The 20,301-nt window shown below is 38.9% G+C and carries 14 protein-coding genes and 1 rRNA gene; 9 read left to right on the forward strand and 6 right to left on the reverse strand.

What is annotated here, in order from left to right; translation table 11 throughout:
* From LNTAR_RS21605 to LNTAR_RS21645, 9 genes are all read left to right on the forward strand, one after another.
* Positions 1-350 (forward strand): 16S ribosomal RNA (locus LNTAR_RS21605); the annotation flags it as partial.
* Positions 351-689: 339 nt separating this feature from the next.
* Positions 690-1,013, forward strand: coding sequence for a hypothetical protein (locus LNTAR_RS27410; RefSeq protein ID WP_162026444.1), 324 nt, complete (start codon positions 690-692; stop codon positions 1,011-1,013).
* 9 nt (positions 1,014-1,022) lie between these two features.
* Positions 1,023-2,798: a type IV pilus assembly protein PilM gene (gene pilM, locus LNTAR_RS21615; protein ID WP_007280902.1), complete on the forward strand. Its 1,776-nt coding sequence runs from the start codon at positions 1,023-1,025 to the stop codon at positions 2,796-2,798.
* On the forward strand, positions 2,795-3,769 hold the full coding sequence (locus LNTAR_RS21620) for an Amuc_1100 family pilus-like protein (RefSeq protein WP_007280903.1): 975 nt from the start codon (positions 2,795-2,797) through the stop codon (positions 3,767-3,769). Before pilM ends, LNTAR_RS21620 begins: the two co-directional genes overlap by 4 nt.
* A gap of 1 nt (position 3,770) precedes the next feature.
* Complete coding sequence (locus tag LNTAR_RS21625) at positions 3,771-4,787, forward strand: thrombospondin type 3 repeat-containing protein (protein ID WP_007280904.1); 1,017 nt, start codon at positions 3,771-3,773, stop codon at positions 4,785-4,787.
* A gap of 31 nt (positions 4,788-4,818) precedes the next feature.
* A complete protein-coding gene (locus tag LNTAR_RS21630; RefSeq protein WP_083800115.1) occupies positions 4,819-7,479 on the forward strand; it encodes a type II and III secretion system protein in 2,661 nt (886 codons plus the stop codon).
* 14 nt (positions 7,480-7,493) lie between these two features.
* Positions 7,494-9,971 carry a tetratricopeptide repeat protein gene (locus LNTAR_RS21635; RefSeq protein ID WP_007280906.1) on the forward strand — a complete coding sequence of 826 codons (2,478 nt, stop codon included), beginning with the start codon at positions 7,494-7,496 and terminating at the stop codon, positions 9,969-9,971.
* 9 nt (positions 9,972-9,980) lie between these two features.
* The gene (locus LNTAR_RS21640; RefSeq protein WP_007280907.1) at positions 9,981-12,422 is read left to right on the forward strand and encodes a hypothetical protein; all 2,442 of its coding nucleotides are present in this window, start codon (positions 9,981-9,983) and stop codon (positions 12,420-12,422) included.
* Between the two features lie 17 nt (positions 12,423-12,439).
* A complete protein-coding gene (locus LNTAR_RS21645; RefSeq protein ID WP_007280908.1) occupies positions 12,440-13,390 on the forward strand; it encodes a hypothetical protein in 951 nt (316 codons plus the stop codon).
* A gap of 52 nt (positions 13,391-13,442) precedes the next feature.
* On the opposite strand, the gene LNTAR_RS21650 is transcribed toward LNTAR_RS21645, so the two are convergent.
* The 6 genes from LNTAR_RS21650 to LNTAR_RS21675 all read right to left on the reverse strand — a co-directional run bounded on the left by LNTAR_RS21650 (position 13,443) and on the right by LNTAR_RS21675 (position 20,240).
* Positions 13,443-14,861: an aldehyde dehydrogenase family protein gene (locus tag LNTAR_RS21650; protein ID WP_007280909.1), complete on the reverse strand. Its 1,419-nt coding sequence runs from the start codon at positions 14,859-14,861 to the stop codon at positions 13,443-13,445.
* A gap of 51 nt (positions 14,862-14,912) precedes the next feature.
* The gene (locus LNTAR_RS21655; protein WP_007280910.1) at positions 14,913-16,034 is read right to left on the reverse strand and encodes a hypothetical protein; all 1,122 of its coding nucleotides are present in this window, start codon (positions 16,032-16,034) and stop codon (positions 14,913-14,915) included.
* A gap of 63 nt (positions 16,035-16,097) precedes the next feature.
* Entirely contained in the window at positions 16,098-17,135 is a 1,038-nt protein-coding gene (gene rlmN / locus LNTAR_RS21660) for a dual-specificity RNA methyltransferase RlmN (RefSeq protein WP_007280911.1), read from the reverse strand.
* Positions 17,132-17,830 carry a ribonuclease III gene (rnc, locus tag LNTAR_RS21665; RefSeq protein WP_007280912.1) on the reverse strand — a complete coding sequence of 233 codons (699 nt, stop codon included), beginning with the start codon at positions 17,828-17,830 and terminating at the stop codon, positions 17,132-17,134. Before rnc ends, rlmN begins: the two co-directional genes overlap by 4 nt.
* Positions 17,831-17,832: 2 nt before the next feature.
* Positions 17,833-19,551, reverse strand: coding sequence for a single-stranded-DNA-specific exonuclease RecJ (gene recJ, locus LNTAR_RS21670; protein ID WP_007280913.1), 1,719 nt, complete (start codon positions 19,549-19,551; stop codon positions 17,833-17,835).
* Entirely contained in the window at positions 19,551-20,240 is a 690-nt protein-coding gene (locus tag LNTAR_RS21675; protein ID WP_007280914.1) for a hypothetical protein, read from the reverse strand. Before LNTAR_RS21675 ends, recJ begins: the two co-directional genes overlap by 1 nt.
* Between the last annotated feature and the right edge of the window lie 61 nt (positions 20,241-20,301).

Consider the following 20,301-nt stretch of genomic DNA (forward strand, 5'->3'; position numbering starts at 1 on the left):
AGTCAGTATGGCCCTTACACCCGGGGCTGCACACGTGCTACAATGGCCGGTACAAAGGGCAGCGACATAGTGATATGGAGCGAATCCCCAAAACCGGTCTCAGTACGGATTGGAGTCTGCAACTCGACTCCATGAAGATGGAATCGCTAGTAAATGGGCATCAGCTACGGCTCATTGAATACGTTCCCGGGCCTTGTACACACCGCCCGTCACATCATGGGAGCTGAGTTCACCCGAAGTCGTTGCGCCAACCTGCTTGCAGGAGGCAGACGCCGAAGGTGGGCTTAGTGACTGGGATGAAGTCGTAACAAGGTAGCCGTTGGGGAACCAGCGGCTGGATCACCTCCTTTTTAAGGAATGAAAAAGACTAACCTCTTTAAGACTTCGGTCTTTATAGAGTGCTTTTTACAAGACTTATTACCCCGTTACTATCGTATAATTCAAATATCAAGCGCTGAGAACAGCACTTCGATATAAGATCTTTGAAAGGAAGAAAACAATAGAATGAAAGAGTCAAAGTATAATTGAGGTCTTTTAACTTTTATAAGTTAAAGGAACCAACCAAAAAACAATTTATACCAAGATCGCAAACCAAAAGAATACAAGACAAAGAAAGACTTAGTAGAGATTAGGTGTGTCGCTGAAGATATTATTTTTAATATTTTTGGTGGACAAGCTAGTAAGGGTGTATGATGGATGCCTTGGCACTAACAGGCGATGAAGGACGCGTTAAGCTGCGAAAATCCTCGGTTAATCGCTATTTGGGTGGCGTAAAAGGCGCTAAAGATTTGAGTGTTTATGCGGTATTTAAAGTTGATGGTAAAACTCAATTAGATACTAAAATTTATGTACAAAACGGGAAAAGACAGAAAGCTTTAGCTACTGGGTTTACTGAGCGAGTATTCGACAGTGAAAACTTAGATTCTGTTGATGGTGTCTTTATGTCTAAGGATGAGAGTCCGTGGGCTGGGACACAGTGGCAGGTATTTCCAAAAATTTCTAAACAAAAATAGGTCTAATTCATGGCTTCAGAATCAGTAGTCACAATTGATGTTGGTGCATCAAGTGTAAAGCTTGGTGAGTTCAAGGTCGATCATAAGGTTATTACGCTCGAGAGGTTTGGGCATCGTGAATACGATGAAGTCCAAACAGAGAGTAATCGCTCAGCTTTATTAAAATCAACTTTATCCAAAGTGATGCAAGAGCGTGGGGTTCAAGCAAAGAAGGCTTATATCAGTCTGTCAGCGCAAATGGCATTCACTAAATTTGTAAAGTTACCTCCTGTTGGTGATGATGCTCAAAAGATCCGTCAAGTGGTTGAGTTTGAAGCTAGGCAGAATGTTCCTTTTGAAATGAATGAAGTCATATGGGATTATCAATTAATTTCATCGCCAGATGCTGAAGAAGTGGAAGTGATGTTTGTGGCAATCAAAAATGAGATTGTTGAAGAATTAGTCTCGGCAGTTGAAGAGTGCGGCCTAAAAGTAGAAATTGTCGATATTGCAACATCAAGTTCTTATAATGCTATCCGCGTCAATCGCATTGGTTTTGATAAGTGTGCGATGGTTCTGAATATTGGGTCCAGAGTGTCTAACTTGATTTTTTCTGACGGCACAAGTTTCTTTTCGAGAAACATACCAATTGCGGGGCATGCAGTTACGCAACAAGTGGCAAAAGAATTTGGTATTGGTTTAGAAGAAGCTGAAGAGTTGAAGAGGCGTCACGGTTTTGTTGCATTGGGTGGGGCTTATGAAGAACCTGAATCTGAAGTGGCTGCTACAATTTCTAAGATTGTAAGAAACGTGATGACGCGTTTACATGGTGAGGTCAGTCGTTCTATTAACATATTTAAAAACCAGCAGAAAGGTGCTAAGCCAGAGATTATGCATTTATCTGGAGGTAGTTCAACTATGTTATTTACAGAGACTTTCTTTCAAGAAAAGATGAAAATTGATGTGAAGTATTTTAACCCCTTTCAAAATGGTGTCACATTAGGCGCTGACGTCGATAGGCAGGAGTTGGCGGAGCTAGCACATTTATTTAGTGAAGTTATAGGTCTAGTTCTAAGGATTAGTGAATGTCCTGTTGAGATCTCACTGACGCCAGAGTCGCTTAAGAAGCAGATTATGAAAAAAGGTAAAATGCCTTATAATTATGCTTCAGCTGCGGTGGCGATTTTAATCCCCTTAATAATTTTAGCCGGCTCTTTTAGAGAGCGTTTGCATTACCATGGTCAAATTGATGGTAAAGCAGTTAAAATTGATGGTTATAAGAAAATCTTAGATAAAATCACTGCGCAAACAAAAAGAAAGACTGCAGTTGAGGCGAAAATTGCTGCATTGGAGCTTTTAAATGAAGAGCGTTATGAATGGGTGAGCTTTCTGAATGATTTAAGGAAGTATAAGCCAAAGCCTTTGTGGATTACTTCGATCACTCCGCAGGCAGGTAAAGCCCTTAGTGTTCAGCAGGGGCAGATTAAGCAAGAAACGAAAGAACTTAGTAAGTTTGCCGCGAAGAAAGCTGAAAGGGATAAAGCCTTGCATAGTCAAACTCAATTAACCGATGTGGGTTCTGTGATTATTGAAGGGTATTATGTTCAGTATCCAGCATTGGATTTTACAGGTAAAAAACAGAAAGTTTTGTCTAAGATGTTAGAGGATATTGCCATTTCTCCATATGTGTTAGTGGATCCTCCTGGTATAACGGGTCCTTTAGAAAAGCGACAAAGTAAAAATAAGGCCTTCGCGTACTTTAAAGCTCAGTTGGGTGTAAAGAATATTGGTAGAGTTGATCAATGAAAGATAAAATTTTAGGAATTATAAAAGATAACAAAGCAAATGTTAGTTTATTGCTTGTGGTTATTGTGGTGAGTGTTGTGTTGTTTAAGTTGTCTTTCGTTTATAAGGCAGAAACTAAGAAGCTACAGGAAGATAAAGTTCGCCTGGGTAATGATACTCAGCAAATTAATGCTACACAGTTTCGTTTGGATGGGTCTAATGATACATTGGCCAAGAAAAATGATGAGGTTTTGAAAGCGGGTTTCAATGAGTACTATGGTGAGCTAATTGAATCTTTTAATCATGATCAATCAGCAGTTGCGCAGATGCGCGCAGAAGATGTACAAGATAAGTTTTTGGAGTCTTTGGAGTCTTTGCGCAATATATGTAGTAGCTCAAATGTCGAATTAGCAGAAGAATTTAAATTTTCTTTTGATGACGAGGTTTCTAGAATCTTTAAAATGGAGCCTAGGGATAAAGTTAAGGTTATGGAGCAGCTGATGGCTGTGGAGAACTTGGTTAAAATTATTGCCAGTAGTTCTGTAAAATCTATTACGAGTATAGGGCGTCCAAATATTTTAGCAGAGACTGTCGTGAAAGAGAGTTATGCCAAAGTTTACACCTTTTCATTAGTTTTGCAGATGGAGCCAAATAGTTTTGGGAGCTTATTAAATAAGATTAGTAACGATAAGCAGTTTTATTATCGTGTTAATAGTGTGCGTTTAGTTACAGATGCTCAGGTAGATAAAGACCTTAACCCGTTGAATCTTTCCAAGAAAGTTGAAGTTGAGGAGGAAGATAAGAAGCCAGTTGCTCAGAGTATTGATGATCTATTGACGGGTGTTGATACAGGACTTCCTTTAGAGGAAGAGGTAGAGGTGGAAGAAAAGCCTAAAGAGCGAGTTAATATAAAAGCTTTTGAAGCACCGCTACAAACTGTTACGATTAGTTTGGATTGGATTCAATTTAAAGAAACTTACCTGGAAAAATAGTATGAAAGATTTTATTAAAGCTAATGTTGAAAAGGTATTGTTGATCATTGTGATGGCAGCTTTAGTTGTTGTTGCAGTGTTTGTTGTTGCAACTGTTGATGTTAATCCCATTGAATTGATTAAGCTGAGTGGTAATAAGCCGGTAGTAGTGGCTTCTGGAGATATTGAGAAGCCAAAGCCTGTAAAAGCTACGAGATTGGAGACAGTTTTTGAGAATGGTCAGTATCTCGTGTGTAGGAATGAAGAGTGTGAAAGAGTTTTTCACGATGATTTTAGGAAATGTCCATGGTGTAAAACTCAAGTAAAAGTCAAGAAAGATGGGGATGTTGCTGGCGATAGCGATGGTGATGGTATACCAGATACTGTTGAAGCAGAACATAACATGGATCCCAATAATCCAGAGGATGCTTTAGAAGATAGGGATAAGGATGCTTTTAGTAATTATGATGAGATCATGGTTGGTATCAATGGAGTGCCCACATTAATTGACGATCCATCAAGTTATCCATCTTTACTGAACTACATCCAGGCAAAGCCAAAGAAAGCTAGGCCCTTGGATTTTATTTACAAATCTGATCAGATCAACGGTGCTGATAAGGGCAGGTGGGAAATTCAGTTTGTAGACAGGCGCAAGAAAACTAGATGGGTTCGGATCGGCGGGTCTATATTCGATAGTGGCTATAGTTTAGTTGATATTGAAAAAGTAGATGGAAAGGTCGTCCTATCAGTAAAGAAGGATGAAGGAAATGTATTGTCTGTTAAAAAGGGTAAATACATCTATCCTCCTAATAGTAGTGGCGTCCTGATTTACAATAATCTTGATGGTAAAACGTCTTTTGTGGCGGACGATTCAAAGCATGAGCTCATTGGTCTAGATGGAGTTAAGGAGGTTGTAGACTTTAGGGGATGGCGCAGAATTGGCGAAGAAAAGGTCTTGAAAGCCATTATATTCAGTAGAAAAACAAATGAAGAGTTTGAAATCGATAGTAGGAAATCGATATTAACTCCTGTTAAATAATTTTATCAATAGAGAACGAGGACTTTTAAATATGAACAATACGTCATTGTTTACTAAATTGACGGCAGTTGTGGCTATGTCACTGACACTGTCGACGATGTCGCAAGATGAAGCGTCGAAAGTTTCAGAAGAGATTTTAAGTGAAAATAAAAACGAAGATATAAAAGTAGCACCAGAACGTTCTGCTGTTACAAGAAGTGAAGAGATTCGCCGTCAACAAAGATTGATTGAGTCTGAGTTGAAATTGAACAAAGCAATGAAAAGTTTTGCTATTGGTGATTATGACAAAGCTATAGATAATTATGATATGGCTATAGCAGGATTTATTAGTGTTTCAAAAACTCGTGCAGATGTTCTTGAGAAGGTTGAGTTAGCGAAAAAGAATAAAGCTGAGGCAATGGTTCTCAAAGCAGGTCAGCTAATGACCAGAGCTCAGCAAGAAGTGGATGCTGATTTATATTCTGAGGCAGTTTCAACTCTTAATGCAGCTAAGGTAGTTGCTCCGCAAAGAGAAGATGAGATTGATGCGAAGATCAAAGATTATATGGCTATTGAAGAAGAATTGCTTTTTGTACGCAAAGTCGACGAAGAGGGTATTCGTGAAATAAGAGAAGAGGAAGTCGATAGACCCAATGCTATTAAGTTTGAACAGGCAGAAATTTTATTTGCAAACAGAAGATACATGGATGCAAAAGATGTACTAGAGCAAATTTTAGTGGCAAACCCCTTTGATTCAGATGCAATGGCCCTATTGCGTCGAGTCAATGTGCGAGTAGAAGAGCTTGGTAGAACTAGAAGAAAAGCCACAAGAGAAGAGCGCTTGGCTCAAGTCGAGTGGGAATGGAATCAGCCATTAAGACCAAGTACACAGATTGGCACGGCGGTCAATGTTGCTACCGATGGACGTATACGTAATGACGATGCAAGAGTTAAAGATGTTTTTGATAAGTTGAACGGCATAAAGATCCCAAGTGTTGTTTTTGATAATGACTCATTAGATTCAATTGTTGCCCGCTTAAAACAGATGTCTAAAGACTATGACCCTGATCCAGTGAAGCGCGGTGTTAATATTATTTTACGTATTAATGAAAAAGCTGAAGCCTCAGCGCCAGCTGAAGATGCCTTTGGTGAAGAAGATGCTTTTGGTGAAGAAGGTGCTTTTGGTGAAGAAGGTGGCTTTGAAGAAGGTGCAGAAGTAGCTGCAAGTGCACCAGCACAAAATGGTGTTTCCTTAAGATTAAGTGATGTGCCAATTTTAAAGATAATTGAGCTCATTTGTCTGCAGCAAGATTTAAAATATAAAGTCACTGAGCATGCAGTAATTATTGCTGACAAAAGTATTCCTCTCGATACAATGGAAGTGCGTTTCTACGATGTTCCTGCAGGTTTCCTAGATTTGATTGAGCCAAACTTAGATACTGCAGGTGCAAGCCTTATTGATGACGTTGGTGGAGGTGCAGGTGATGGTACAGCTAAAGATGTTCGTCAATATTTTGATGAATTTGGTGTAAAGTTTGATGCGGGCTCAGAAATTTCTTTTGTTCAATCTGTAAATCGACTTGTTGTTAAAAATACACCTGCTGAGCATGGTAAGATTGATCGCATTATTAAGGAATTGGCTCCGGCTGAAAACCAAATAATTATCGAATCAAAGTTTTATGAGATCAACCAAGATGACATTGATGAGCTTGCATTTGAGTGGTCAATAGCCCGTATTGAAGACGGTTCTGGATTTACAGATCCGAATGCTGGTTACATTGGTAGAGATCCAAGTTATGTCGGTGGTGTGAATGGCGATCCAAATGGTTCACTAAATGATTTTTTGAGTGATGGTTTTAGCCTTGATAAAAGTGGTGATCTGACAAGTGCAGGTGGCGATGGTTTGGAGTCTGCAGTGAGAAGTCTAGGGTCTGTACTAGGTGCCCCTGGCCTTAGTCAAGGCACATTTAAATTCGCTTCAATCTTAGGTGATACAACATTTAATACCCTTGTTAGTGCTATCCAACAAAGAAGTGGTGAAGATGTTCTTAATGCGCCTAAAGTAACAACTCAAAATGGTCATACAGCAAAGATCCGTGTTGTACAAGAGCGTTATTTCCCAGAAGAATGGGAGGAGCCAGAAGTAGAACAAAACTCACAAGGTGATGGTGGTAGTGCTTCAACTGTGACGCCCTCGAAACCAGTGTTTGGTGAGCCTCGTGATATTGGTGCAGTATTAACAGTAACTCCACAAATCGATCCCGATCAACGTGTCATTGAATTACAACTCAAGCCAGAAGTTATTGAGTTCGTAGAATATGATAATACATTTAATGTGGATATGTTAGTTGGCCAAGAAGTGACTTTCATTCCCATCATTGGCAACCCTTTTACAGTCACAGTGTATACCGCTTTTGAACAGAAGTTTAGTATGCCAATTTTCGAATCTCGTACAGTGGATACAACAGTGCGTGTATGGGATGGCGAAACACTAGCGCTTGGTGGGATGATTAGTGAAAATAAAACAACTTATGAAGATAAAATTCCCTACCTAGGTGATATTCCATTCTTAGGAAGATTTTTCACTTCAAATGGTGAGAGATCTGTAAAACAAAACTTAATTATCTTCGTTACAGCTAGATTAATTGACCCATCAGGCCTTCCTGTTAGTCCTGGCACCTTAAGTGGTTTGCCTGATTTCAAAAGGCTTTAGTAGGGGTTACTAATATGATCAAGTTTGGGAAAACTTTTATATACCAAATCCTTTGTGTAGCTTCACTGCAAGCCCAAGATGCAGATTCAGTTGCAGATAAGATTTTATCAAATGAAAAGGATGATGTCTCTTCTTCAGTTGTCAAAAGTAATGAAGTTGTGCGCAAGCAACAGCTATATTTAGAACTAAAAATTAAGGTATCAAAATTAAGAAAAAGTTTAAATGCTGGTTTTGTCGATGGTTTAGACACTGGTATTACACAAGCTTTTGCAAGTTTAGCAACTTTAGCTTCGTCATCAGATGCTGTGGTGGCTTTGGAAAATGAGCTGAAGAGTATAGAAGTCGATTACTTGGTGTACCAAATAGACGAAATTTTGAATACTGTTGAGAGAGCTAATAGCACCAGACAAATTCAAAAAGCAAAAGACCTCCTTGATCATGCCATTGAATTAGATCCAGAAAACAAGAAAAAATACTTAGCCTTACAAGAGGATTTAAATAATCGTTTTAAAGAACTTGAGTACGTTGAATCGGTTAATGCTGATGCAATTAACACTGAGGTCCAAGACGTCAACGATGAAGTTAGAGTCTATTATGAGAAAGCTAAGATACTAAAAAGTACTGGCGATTATATCAAGTCATTAGAGGTATTAGATAAAATATTAACTTTAGATCCCTTTAATGTTGATGCGAGTCATTTAAAATTTCAGTTAGCAAAAATTGTCAAAGAGAAAGGCGCTGAAAGACAGGATTCATTATCTGAGGAACTTTCTGCTGAAAATTCATGGAAATGGGTGGATCCAATTGTCAAATCGGCAGATAAAGCCAACGTGCTCGTAAGTAATGTAGAAAGAGACGACGATAATTTTGGTGAGATTTATAAAAAACTAGAAATTGAAATCCCTGTAGTCAATTATGAAGGTGAGCCTCTTGCGGAAGTTATTGAACAGCTTATAGAGATTAGTAAGCAGCAAGATATTGAAGGTAAGGGTGTAAATATTGTCTTTTTACGTGAAACCAAGGCTTCTAGCGCTCCACAAGAAGCGGCGATTGATGACTTAGACGATGGTTTTGATGATGGCGGGTTTGATGATGGCGGTTTTGATGATGCAGGCTTCGAAGATGAAGCTGTAGTTCAAGATAGTGCCCCTCAAACGGTCAATAACTATCCCGTACGCCTCAATGTAGAAAAAGTTCCCATGGGCAAATTACTTGAACTTATAGTTCAATCTCAGGGGCTTAATATGAAGATTGAGGAGCACACTGTTATCATAGCTGAACCTAACGTTAAGCTTGAATTGATGGAGACGAAATTCTTTAATGTACCAGCAGGGATGTTAGAGATAATACCGACTTCAGATAGTTTAGATTTAGTTGATTCAGGTCTTGGTGAACGAGGCGGTGATGGAGCAGGTCAAAATTGGTCAGATTACTTTAAAAACATGGGTGTTACTTTTCCTGCAGGAGCAAAGTTGTCTTATGTCGCAAGTGTTAATCGTTTAGTCGTAACCAACACAGTTAATAATAATCAATTAATTCAAGATATAATTAATAACTTAAATACCGGTGCTGCCCAAGTAAATGTGGAAGCAAAAGTGGTAGATATCACCTGGAATGCGATGCAAGAATTGGGCTTCTTATGGCGTTGGACGGGTCCACGTACACCTAATCACACATTAACTGGAGATAGGATTTTTGCACAATCGAATACTCCTGCAAGTGGTGGTGAAAGATTCGATAACAATATCAGAGGCATTAATGAGGTTGTAACTAGTCAGGAAGGCCCGGTTCAGCTGGCCGCTGACTTAATATTTGGTAACCAAGAATTACAGATGATGATTCGAGCATTGGATCAATCCGATACCAATGAAATTCTCATGGCCCCAAATGTGCTTACAAAAAGCGGAGAAACTGCGGTGATTCGCGTCGTTACCTCACAACAGTTTGTTGAAGAATGGGAAGAAGGTGAATTTAGTAACAGTACTGAAATTGTGCCTAGTACACCTACTTTTGGTGAAGAAAAAGATATCGGCTTTGTTTTAAGTGTAACTCCTGAAGTTGACCCAAATAACACAGTAATTACCATGGAAGTTAATCCCGAGTTTATCGAGTTTTTAGGCTATGATACAGATTTGAATACTTCCACAGAACTTCAGCTTTTTGATATAAATGGATCCCCTTTTACTTATCAAGCTGAATTTATATACTCAATGCCGATTTTTGAAGTCAGATCGATTGAGACAAGAGTCAAATTATGGGATGGACAAACTTTTACTCTTGGTGGCTTAATTAGAGAGAATGTTTGGACTGTAGATGATTCAATTCCCTATATATCAGCCATTCCATTTGTGGGTAGATTATTCCAAAATAAGGGTGAGGCTTCAGAAAAACGCTCTTTACTCATGTTTATAACGGCTCGTTTGATAACTGAGAGTGGCCTGCCATTAAGAATAAATCAAGTGCCAGGGCTTCCTGACTTCAAGAAAATTTAGGTGATAATTATGGATAAAATTAATAACTATGCCAAGACTCTATTCTTTCTTACATCTCTATTTTCTACCAGTGTCATTGCACAAGAAAATAGTGAAAAAGAAACTGTTGACACAACAACTCTTGTTAACAATGAGCAAATTAGAAAACAGCAATTAGAGCTTGAGGCAGATGGCTTTTACTACAAGGCGATGGCTGCAGTAGAAGATTCATCAAACCATGCCGCATTAAAGTTTTTGGCGAAAGCAAAAGAAGTGTACAAAAGTGCACAGAGTTCTTCTAACAGATTAATCAATAAATTAGAAAATGTTGAAAAACTAAAAGTTCTAGTCTATAAAAATTTAGTTTCTGAAAAACTTTCCAATTCAAATAATGCCAAAGAAAATAAGTCATTTGAATTAGCTCAATCATACTTAAAAGAGCTTATTGAAATTGATCCTGATAATAAGAAACTCTATCAGGCGAAACTAGCTGAAATTGATGAACTCATCCTTCAAGAAGAGTATAAGCAACTTGTTGGTGAAGAACAAATCACTCAAGAGGAGCTTGCTAAAAAAGAATCAATTGATGTTAAAATGCAAAGAGCCCAAATTTATTTTGACCAAGGTGAATACGAAAGATGTAGAGAAGAGTTAGAAGATTTGTTGATTATTGATAAGTTCAATATCCCTGCGAGTCATCTTATGTTTCGTGCATACGAAGAAATCAAAATCCTAGGTAAGCAAAGAAATAGAGTTAGTCAAGCGGATTTGTTAGCTGAAACTTCTTGGAAATGGGAAGATAAAATTCGTGTGAGCGCAGATTTAAATGCGGAGTTATTAAATTCTACAAGTATTAATGTTGATGCTGAAAATAAAACATCTATTCACGATCGTTTAAGACGAATATATATACCTTCAGTTAGTTATGATGGACAAGGTATAAGTGAAATAGTTGAAGATTTAATTCGCAAATCGAAAGAATTTGATCCCGATCCTGAAGGTAAAGGGATCAATATAGTTTACTTCGCCTCAAAAGCTAAGGCCGCCCAAGCTCCTTCAGTAGACCAAGCGGTCGATGATGGCTTTGATGATGGTGGCTTTGATGATGGTGGCTTTGATGATGGTGGCTTTGATGAACCTGAAGCTATTACTTCAACTGATAATCAAAATAAAGAAGCACGTTTATTCCTAAATGTTGAAGATATGCAATTAGGAGAATTAATTAATCAAATTACTGAAATCCTTGGTCTTAAAGTTAAGATTGACAATCATGCTGTTTACATTGCTGATCCAGACTATCCACTAGAAGAAACAGAGACAGTCTTCTTTGATGTGCCTTTGTCTATGATTGAAGTGGTTGGAGATGCTGGAGACGGCTTAACCGATGATGGCTTAGTACGTGATTCTGGAGAAACAAATTGGCAAGATTACTTCCAGAAATCAGGTGTTACTTTTCCTGCTGGAGCAAAAATCTCTTTTGTGAGTAACGTCAATCGTTTAGTAGTTACAAATACCGCAGCTAACATTCAGTTGATAAAACGTATTATTGATGAATTAGGTCGACCAAGTGCCCAAATTTCAGTTGAAACTAAATTCATTGATGTTGATTTTAATACAACTCAAGAATTGGGCTTTATGTGGCGTTGGACAGGACCAAGAACACCAAATCATACTCTGACAGGTGATAGGATTTTTGCACAATCAAATGATGGTGCGACTGCTGCAGAAAGGTTTGATAACAACATTCGCGGTATAAATGAAATTGTGACTTCACAAGAAGGCCCCGTTCAGTTAGCAGCTGATTTAGTTTTTGGTAATCAAGAACTGCAAATGATGGTTCGAGCTCTAGATCAATCAGATACTTCTGAAGTTCTTAGCTCTCCTAATGCAGTGACCCAAAGTGGTAATACAGTTGTCTTACGTGTTGTTGAGGAGCGTTTCCTCCCAGAAGAATGGGAAGAGGCTCAATTAGACGCGGATGCAATTATTCCAACGACTCCAACATTTGGTGAAGCTCGTGATATAGGCGTTATCCTTGAAGTAACCCCAGAAGTATCAGCAGATAACAATACAATTAGTATGGATTTAAATCCCCAGCAAGTTGAGCTTCTTGGTTATGATACTGAGTTGAACTCTGATTTAACTAACTTTACAGATAGTATTACTTACCCGAACTTTTTTAACTACGCGATGCCAATTGTATCCATACGCCAAGTAGAAACTCGAGCTCAGATTTGGGACGGTGAAACACTTTTAATTGGTGGTTTAGTAAAAGAGACAGTATATTCTGTTGACGACTCAATACCTTATGTTTCTGATATACCTTATTTGGGAAGATTCTTCCAAAACAAAGGTGAAAGATCAGAAAAAACCAATCTTTTGATTTTCGTAACGGGTAGATTGATTAGTCCAGTTGGTACACCTTATAAAAAAATGACAGTCCGAGGTCTTCCTGACTTCAAGCAACTGTAGATTTAGGAGAAATAAAAATGTCTGATAATAAAAGTGATATAGAAAATACAGAGACAGTAAACTTAGGTTCTCAAACTGGTCAATCTCCACAGATAGAAACGGCTGAAACCGATCCTTTAATGATTCGTGATACAGATACCACTAAATTAAAGCGTGTATCACCAAGTACACAGAATATTAATTTAGATGGTGAAAATTATACTGATACAGTTCACCTAAAAGTTATTAAAGAGCGTAAAAAGCAGCTTTCGGGTATTTTGACTGCGAGTCAAACAATTCGTTTAAGACCCCCTTCAGCTGGTACTAAGAGCCCAGAAGTTCGCAATACTGATTCTACAGTGATGACTCAAGAACTTAAATTACCTCCTCAAAAAGATGCAGCTTCTACACTTAAAGTTGCTGACCCAGCTTCAACTGATACGGGGACAATTAAAGTTTCAGGACCAGCTTCGGCAGGGACATTACGTGTTAAAGCGCCTGTTGCCGCAGAACCTTCTTCAGCGGGGACACTTAAGATTCAAGCTCCAGTAACTGAGCAAGCGAATACTGGTGGAACACTTAAAGTTAAATCTCCTGATGATGGTGGTGGAACACTTAAGATTAAAACACCTGATGGTGGTGGAACACTTAAGATTAAAGCTTCTGGTCCAACTCAAGGTGCCTCTGGAACACTCAAAATTAAAGCGCCTGTTGCAGCAGATGAAACACTCAAAGTAGACCCTAATGCCGGTGGCGGTACCCTTAAGCTTAAAACTGCAGGTACACAAACAGCTACTGCGCCTCAAGCCAAGACTCAAAAAAGAGCTCAAAGTGCATCAAGTGATGAAGCATTACTTGAAGAAGATACTAAAGGCAAGCCTGGTATTGTGACGATCTTAGTTGGACTTGCTGCTTCAGGTGTGTTGGGTTTTACAGTATTTAAAAATATTGATCAATACATGGAAATGTTCAAAATAGCTGGTAGTTAAAGCTAACTTACAGATCAATAAAAAACGCTGAAACTTATGTTTCAGCGTTTTTTTATTTTTTAATGACTAATGATTTAAGCTCAGTCATTTCTTCAATAGCATATTTTAGGCCCTCTCGACCACAACCACTATTTTTTATCCCCCCATAGGGCATTTTATCTGAGCGCCAGGTTGGGACATGGCCAAATACCACACTCGTACATTCTAATTCATTCCAGGCTCTCATTGCCAGCTTTATGTTGCTTGAGTATATGCCTACGTGGATACCATATGGAGATTTATTTATTATTTGAAAGAGTTCATCTGAATTATTAAACTCTTCGACTATAAATAATGGAGCAAATACCTCTTGAGTAGAAATGGGGTCATTTATATCGAGTTTAGTAAGTATAGTGGGTTCAAAGGAGTTGTTTCTCCTCTTGCCTCCTGTAATGATTTCGGTTCCAGTCTTAACACTTTGATTAATTAATTTCTGAACGCGTTGAAGGCTATCTTCATTGATTAATGGTCCCAATTTAGTTTTTTGATCACTAGGGTCCCCTAACACAATGTCTTTGCAGCCGTCGACAAGGAGTTTTATGAGTGATTCTTTAACCTCATTGTGGATATAAAGTTTTTGAAGACTGATACAGCTTTGGCCTGCTTGTCCAAATGCAGCCGTTAAAATGTTCTTGCTTGCATTTGCTAAGTCAGTATCAGGGTACACGGCACAAGACGCTATGCCGCCTAATTCTAGGCATACAGATTTTTTACCGGCCAAACCTTTTAGCATCCATCCAACCTTTTCTGAGCCAGTAAAGCTTAAAAAACTAATGCGTTCATCTTTCACGAGTTTTAAAGAATCTTCGTTAGAGCATGGCAATACTGAAAACGCTTCCTTTGGAAGTGAAGTTTGTTTAAGAATTTCTGCAAATTTTAATGCACAAATTGGCGTTTTATCAGATGGTTTAATAATAAATGGACATCCTGCGGCGATAGCAGGCGCAACTTTATGTGCAATGAGATTGATAGGAAAATTAAAAGGAGTGATAAAAGTACAGAGACCTTTGGGGAAGCGTTTAATTAAGCATTCGAATTCTTCAGAATTCGCGTGTGTATCCATGGCGAGTACTTCGCCATCCATTTTCATGACTTCTATAGATGCATAATCAAAGGTACTGATCACTCGTTGCATTTCCGCACGAGATTCATTGATTGTCTTGCCGCTTTCTAGAGTGATTGTTTCGGCTAAATCTTCAAAATTCACTTCAAATAGATCTCTACACTCAAGCAAAACTTTCCGCTTTTGATGAGCAGATAAGTTTTTCATAGAATTTTTAGCTTTATGGCCAATTTCTATCGCCTGCTCTATATGCTCAGGATTTGCTAAGGAAACTTCTGCAAATTTCTTTTGGGAATAGACACAAGTAGATTCAGTTACAATATCGCTGGAGTATTCTCTTCCACCAATATATATGGGGTAATGTTTCATTAACTACATCCTCGAATCTAAATGATGTGATTGTTGTAAACGATAATAGACCTAGAATGTAACTTGATTAGAGTAGGGAGTTTTTGCCTCCCCAAATGGAGTGTCTTTCGAATGTTTTTTGGATTTACTCAATGTATGGAGCTTTGGGTTCGGTATGATGTATGGCAGTGACTGTACTGTTTTATCATAGGGAGATTTAGAGATTTCTCTTAAAATGCCATTTTGAAGAGCGAGCATAGTGGTGACTTGCATGTCTTGGTCATTTTTAGTTTTTGAAATTTCTAAAGTTTTGAAATAATTATCGATTTCAGGGCTTTGAATTAAATTCTTTAAGCCCATGCGGAGGTATTGGCGACCATCATTAAGAATGTATTGACCCTCCCAAAGATTCATGAGTGCGTTTAGACGTTCATTTAAATCTGGCTCACTAAGTTCTTGGTTTTTGGTTTTAATTTTACCTAAGACATCCTGTTGGTTGATTAAAAAAGATGTGTAGGTCCAGCCAAGGAACTGATCTTGTTTTCGAGTTTTTAAAAGGTGATGAAAGTTAGCTGCTATGTAGGGAGACCAGTCATCTAATAAAGCTTTGATTTGTACTTCCAGCGCTTTGTCACAGGTTTTTAAATAAGTTTGGAGGCGTTTATTCTTTTCCAAGAGTAAATCTTGTTGATTTAAAGCATATTCAATTGCAGGCAAACCAAGGTAGATATCATCTGTAGATTCAGCTAAATGTTTCTCATAAAGAAGCTCAGCTTTTACTTCTTCTTCACCTTTAATAAAGTTCAGAATAGTTTTGTCGCCGTTAAACTTTGCGCTCTCAGCAAAAATGAGCTCGGCTAAACTTTTTTCAGTTTCTAAATACGGGTAGTCTAAAGGACCATGAATATTGCGAAAGGGGATGGTTTTGTTATATGTACTCCGTAATGCTTGCAGGCTGTTCAGAGTTTTATCTATTTGATCCGTGTTTGTCTGTTCCAAGAGTAGTTTTAAGTCGGCAGAGAACGCTTGATGTGAGAAGTAGAGATCTTGGTAGAGATCTGATGCTGTTGTTAGATAAGATCTACGAAAGGTGTTTTCTTTTTCACCAATATCTTTTTGTGTATAAGGGCCATCGTGATTGGCACAGGAAAAAAGAAAACAACAGCTAATGAGGCTTAAAATAATTTTTGACATGGGTTCTCCGAATATTGATTTTTAAAGATAATCTAGCGTGACTAACTTTCCATTTGAGTAGCTTTAATTCTCTTCTTTTACTGCGAGTTGACCACAGGCACCATCAATATCACGTCCAAGGTTTTTGCGAATGGTTACACTGAGGCCTTTGGATTTTAAATGATTACGAAATTGATCGGCTTTTTGTTTTGTGGAGCCTTTGTGTTCACTATCAGTTTCGTTATAGACAATGAGGTTTGTGTGTGTCAATTCTGGGCGTTTGAGTGATTTCAGGAACTTACTGAGTTCAACCGCATGACTTAATTCATTATTTTCACCTTCTAAAAGAACATATTCAATAAAAACTTTTCTGTGTGTGCTATCGATGTATTCATCGAGACAAGTGCGAATCTTTTCTAAATCAAAAGCCTTGTTAATCGGCATGATAGAAGAGCGTAGCTCATCTTTTGCAGCATGAAGTGAAAGTGCAAGATTGACCTGCGGGAATTTTTCGGCCATTTCTTTCACGCCCTTTAGTAAACCTGAAGTCGAGACTGAAATATGGCGTGAGCCAATCTTGAAACTATCTTCTGCAGTAAGTTCTTCTATGCTACTAAATACCTCTTTGGTATTGTGCAAAGGCTCGCCCATACCCATATAGACAACATTATTAAGTCGATCGGTGTCGATGTCATTTTTGGCAATAAATTGACGCCAAAAGAGAACTTGGTCTGAGATCTCTTCAGATGTTAAGTTTCGTGTCAATCCCATGGTTCCCGTTGCACAAAAACTACATTTCATTGCACAGCCAACTTGAGAGCTTATGCAAGCGGTCCATAAACCTGGCTTAGGGCTCATGAGGACAGATTCAATTTTTAATCCATCGTGAAGTTCTAATAAGGCCTTGTAAGTGACTTGGTCGGATGAGGCAAAAACTTTATTCACGGTTAAGCAAAGAACTTGGTTCTCTTCGGTCAACTTATTTCTAAGGTCTTTTGGAAAGTTTGTGAGTTGATCAAAAGAACTGTAGTGGTGCTCAAAAAAGGCCTCTTTGAGTTGTTTAGCTCTAAATTTTGGAAGTTTATATTCATCAACAATAGTCTGAATTCGTTCGCGATTCATGATTTTTCCTCTTTAAGGCAATGAATAGCCTTTCTTGCGGCATTTTCTTGTGCAGCCTTTAATGTTTTACCTTGGCCCTTAGAGATGAGTTCTTTATTTAAGATACACTCAACCTTGTATAAGGGGTCATGTTCAGGTCCCGTTTTAGAAATGGTGATATACTTAGGTGGCGAGCCGTGATTTTTTTGAGTGAGTTCTTGGAGAGTCCCTTTTGGGTTTTGCACGAGGAGTAAATCGGCGGGTTCGTCCCATAATTTTTCTAAAATGTTAATATGAAAACTTTGCGCAGTTTCATAACCTTGATCTAGATAGATGGCAGCCATGAGAGCTTCGTAAGCATCAGATAAATTAGAAGGACGTTCATTGCCCTGACTTTTAAGTTCGCTTTTTCCCAAAAGTAAATACTTTCCGAGCTTAATGCTCTTAGCACATTCAAAGAGAGCCGATTCTTTGACTAAGGCCGCTCGATACTTAGTTAAGTCACCCTCGGGCGCATCTGGATAACGATCAAAAAGATAGCGTGAGACAATCAGTTCAATAACGGCATCTCCGAGGAATTCTAAACGTTGATTATCGTTTAATGGCTCTTTGCTCTCAAACTTATAAGAACGGTGAGTCAAGGCTTCTCGCAAAAGTGTAGGTTGATTAAATTTACACTTTAGATTATCTTCAAGAACTTTAAAAGAGATGCTCATTTTTATTGGCTGACGAAAACTTCGTGAAGTAACAATCGGCAAGTTTTATTTTCAAAGTTTCGGTAGGGAGTCGCAATGATACTATAGAGCTTACCAGGTTCAAACTCACTATAGTCAAAAGGTGTGTAGTAGGTGAAGGCAATTTTTGTGCCAAATTTATCCATGACAAAACCAGAGAGGACTGCGCTTATGGGGTGGTGGGTATCTCGAATCTGTACGTTTTTAAACAAAAAGACAGGGGCGTCATTACCATTACCAAATGGTTCCATGCGTTCGAGATCACCAATGAATTGCTCGTTTAGATCTTGGAAAGAAAATTCACCATCATAATACTGATGCTTGCGTTTCTTTTCGACTTTATCTAAAACATCACTCTCTAAAAGCTCAATGATTTTTTCTCTGAAAGCTTCTAAGTTATTGACTGCTAAGGAAAGTCCTGCGGCCATGGGGTGACCACCAAAATTATTTAGTAAATCACTGCAGTGCTTAAGCCCTTCGAGTAAATTAATACCATCGCAACTTCTTCCAGAACCAAGAAGTTCATCAGGGTTTTTATCTTTTGATAAAACAACTGAAGGTAAACCAAAATGTTTCGTAAGTTTAGTCGAAATTAAGCCAATGACGCCAGGGTGCCAATCAGGGCCAACAACCAAGAGTAGGGGAGGTGAGCTTTTAGCTTGTTCTTTGGCAATCTGAAGAGCTTCCATGTAAGCGGATTTTTCTGCATTACGTCGAATGCGGTTGAAATTTTTGAGCTGCCCCACGAGTTGACGTGATTCATGTATGCTATTAGAGGCTAAAAGCTTAGCGGAAACCATTGGGTCGCCAACGCGGCCCGCAGCATTTATTTTTGGTGAGATTTTTCGACTGATGTCAGCTGCCGTGATGTGAGTGTCGAGAGTGGTTGCTTCATAGAGCGCGCGTACACCCGGTCGAGGGTTCACATTGAGGAGTTTGAGACCATTTTTGACGAGGGCACGATTTTCGCCAATCAGAGGGCAAGAATCTGCAATTGTTCCCAGAGCAACTAAATCAAGTCCATTACGGAGGTCGATAGTAGCTTTTTTGCCAATTTTGCTTCCAAATTTTAACAAGGCATGACAAAGTTTGAAGGAGACGCCCACGCCAGCCAAGGAATACAGGTCGATGAGTTCAGTTGTAATTCTTGGGTTGATTATCGCATATGCTTTTGGTAACTGATCAGCAGGGTTATGATGATCAGTGATGATGAAATCTAATCCGTTTTCATGGGCATAATCAGCAGCTTCAAAAGAGGTGATGCCACAATCTGTTGAGATGACTAAAGAAGCACCAGCCTCAATTTGATTTTGCATGGTTGTAGGAGTCGGGCCATAACCATCATGTAAGCGGTTAGAGATAAAAACGCTACTATCAGCCCCGTAGGATTTGATCACCCAGTTGAGCAAAGTGGATGAAGTTACGCCATCGGTATCATAATCACCGTGAACAATAATCTTTTCATTTTTTTGAATCGATTCAAAAATTCTTTCAACTGTTTTTTGCATATCAGGAAATCGAAAAGGATCACTCAAACTCGCGAGGGAGGCATTAAAGCAATCAGCATTCTTTTTAAGTAAACTGCGATTGGCTAAAACAGTGGCTGCTGGTAGGGAAAGTTGGAATCTCCCTTGGATGTCGCTTAAATCTTCGTTTTCAACTTCTTTTGGGTACCAATCTTCTAAACAAGTGGATGAAGGCATTAGTCATCCTCCGGAAATGGTGCGATGGTCAAAACCAATTCGTTCGCTTCTAAATTGAAGGCTCTTATGAGTTTTAATTCTTTCTGGTAGTCCTCTGCGGCAGGCCAAAAGGTGATGGCATTATGTTCTTTGAGCGACTCAAAAGTATCGAGCATGATTTTTTTACCGTCGTGCTGGACCTGGTTGATTTCGAGGTAGAAGTGATCTTTTTTTAAGCGACCCGTCAGTAGGACTTGACCATTAAGGTACTGGCCTTCCACATCAGTCCACTCGGCAAATCGCAGCTTATTTATAGGGAAACTGATGTCGACAAAGAGGGCTTCCTCAGTGATTTTACTGAGGCGACAATACTGACGAAAATCATCAAAACTCGTGTCGTGGGCCATGAGGCTATTGAGCTCAATGGCATTGAGGCGAAGTTCGCTCTCTTGCCCTTTAGAGGCCATGCTAATTGACTTAGCAATTTTTTCTAAGGTCGCTTGATACTGCTCTTTACTTTCGGGAAAGGAAAAAGTGAGCGCTTCTGTAGAGCTGTATTTTTTTATATGCCTAATTCCAGATGCAACAGAAATCCAGCCTAATGCAATGGCTAGCACTAAGAGGACGAATGACGCACTGGCACCGATGATAAAAGAGCGACTAGCCCCTTTGATCTCCGGTTTCGGCGGAGGGGTAGGTGAATCGGACATGACGGATACTCATATATATTATGTTAAGCAAACACAAAGACGACGGGGGTCGGCATTTGTA

Origin of the sequence: Lentisphaera araneosa HTCC2155, from assembly GCF_000170755.1 — a bacterium.
GTDB lineage: Bacteria > Verrucomicrobiota > Lentisphaeria > Lentisphaerales > Lentisphaeraceae > Lentisphaera > Lentisphaera araneosa.

Bases quoted from the DNA above. Each gene is read 5' to 3' on its own strand.
- LNTAR_RS27410 (WP_162026444.1), top strand. From the start codon at position 690: ATGATGGATGCCTTGGCACTAACAGGCGATGAAGGACGCGTTAAGCTG.
- pilM (WP_007280902.1), top strand. From the start codon at position 1,023: ATGGCTTCAGAATCAGTAGTCACAATTGATGTTGGTGCATCAAGTGTA.
- LNTAR_RS21620 (WP_007280903.1), top strand. From the start codon at position 2,795: ATGAAAGATAAAATTTTAGGAATTATAAAAGATAACAAAGCAAATGTT.
- LNTAR_RS21625 (WP_007280904.1), top strand. From the start codon at position 3,771: ATGAAAGATTTTATTAAAGCTAATGTTGAAAAGGTATTGTTGATCATT.
- LNTAR_RS21630 (WP_083800115.1), top strand. From the start codon at position 4,819: ATGAACAATACGTCATTGTTTACTAAATTGACGGCAGTTGTGGCTATG.
- LNTAR_RS21635 (WP_007280906.1), top strand. From the start codon at position 7,494: ATGATCAAGTTTGGGAAAACTTTTATATACCAAATCCTTTGTGTAGCT.
- LNTAR_RS21640 (WP_007280907.1), top strand. From the start codon at position 9,981: ATGGATAAAATTAATAACTATGCCAAGACTCTATTCTTTCTTACATCT.
- LNTAR_RS21645 (WP_007280908.1), top strand. From the start codon at position 12,440: ATGTCTGATAATAAAAGTGATATAGAAAATACAGAGACAGTAAACTTA.
- LNTAR_RS21650 (WP_007280909.1), bottom strand. From the start codon at position 14,861: ATGAAACATTACCCCATATATATTGGTGGAAGAGAATACTCCAGCGAT.
- LNTAR_RS21655 (WP_007280910.1), bottom strand. From the start codon at position 16,034: ATGTCAAAAATTATTTTAAGCCTCATTAGCTGTTGTTTTCTTTTTTCC.
- rlmN (WP_007280911.1), bottom strand. From the start codon at position 17,135: ATGAATCGCGAACGAATTCAGACTATTGTTGATGAATATAAACTTCCA.
- rnc (WP_007280912.1), bottom strand. From the start codon at position 17,830: ATGAGCATCTCTTTTAAAGTTCTTGAAGATAATCTAAAGTGTAAATTT.
- recJ (WP_007280913.1), bottom strand. From the start codon at position 19,551: ATGCCTTCATCCACTTGTTTAGAAGATTGGTACCCAAAAGAAGTTGAA.
- LNTAR_RS21675 (WP_007280914.1), bottom strand. From the start codon at position 20,240: ATGTCCGATTCACCTACCCCTCCGCCGAAACCGGAGATCAAAGGGGCT.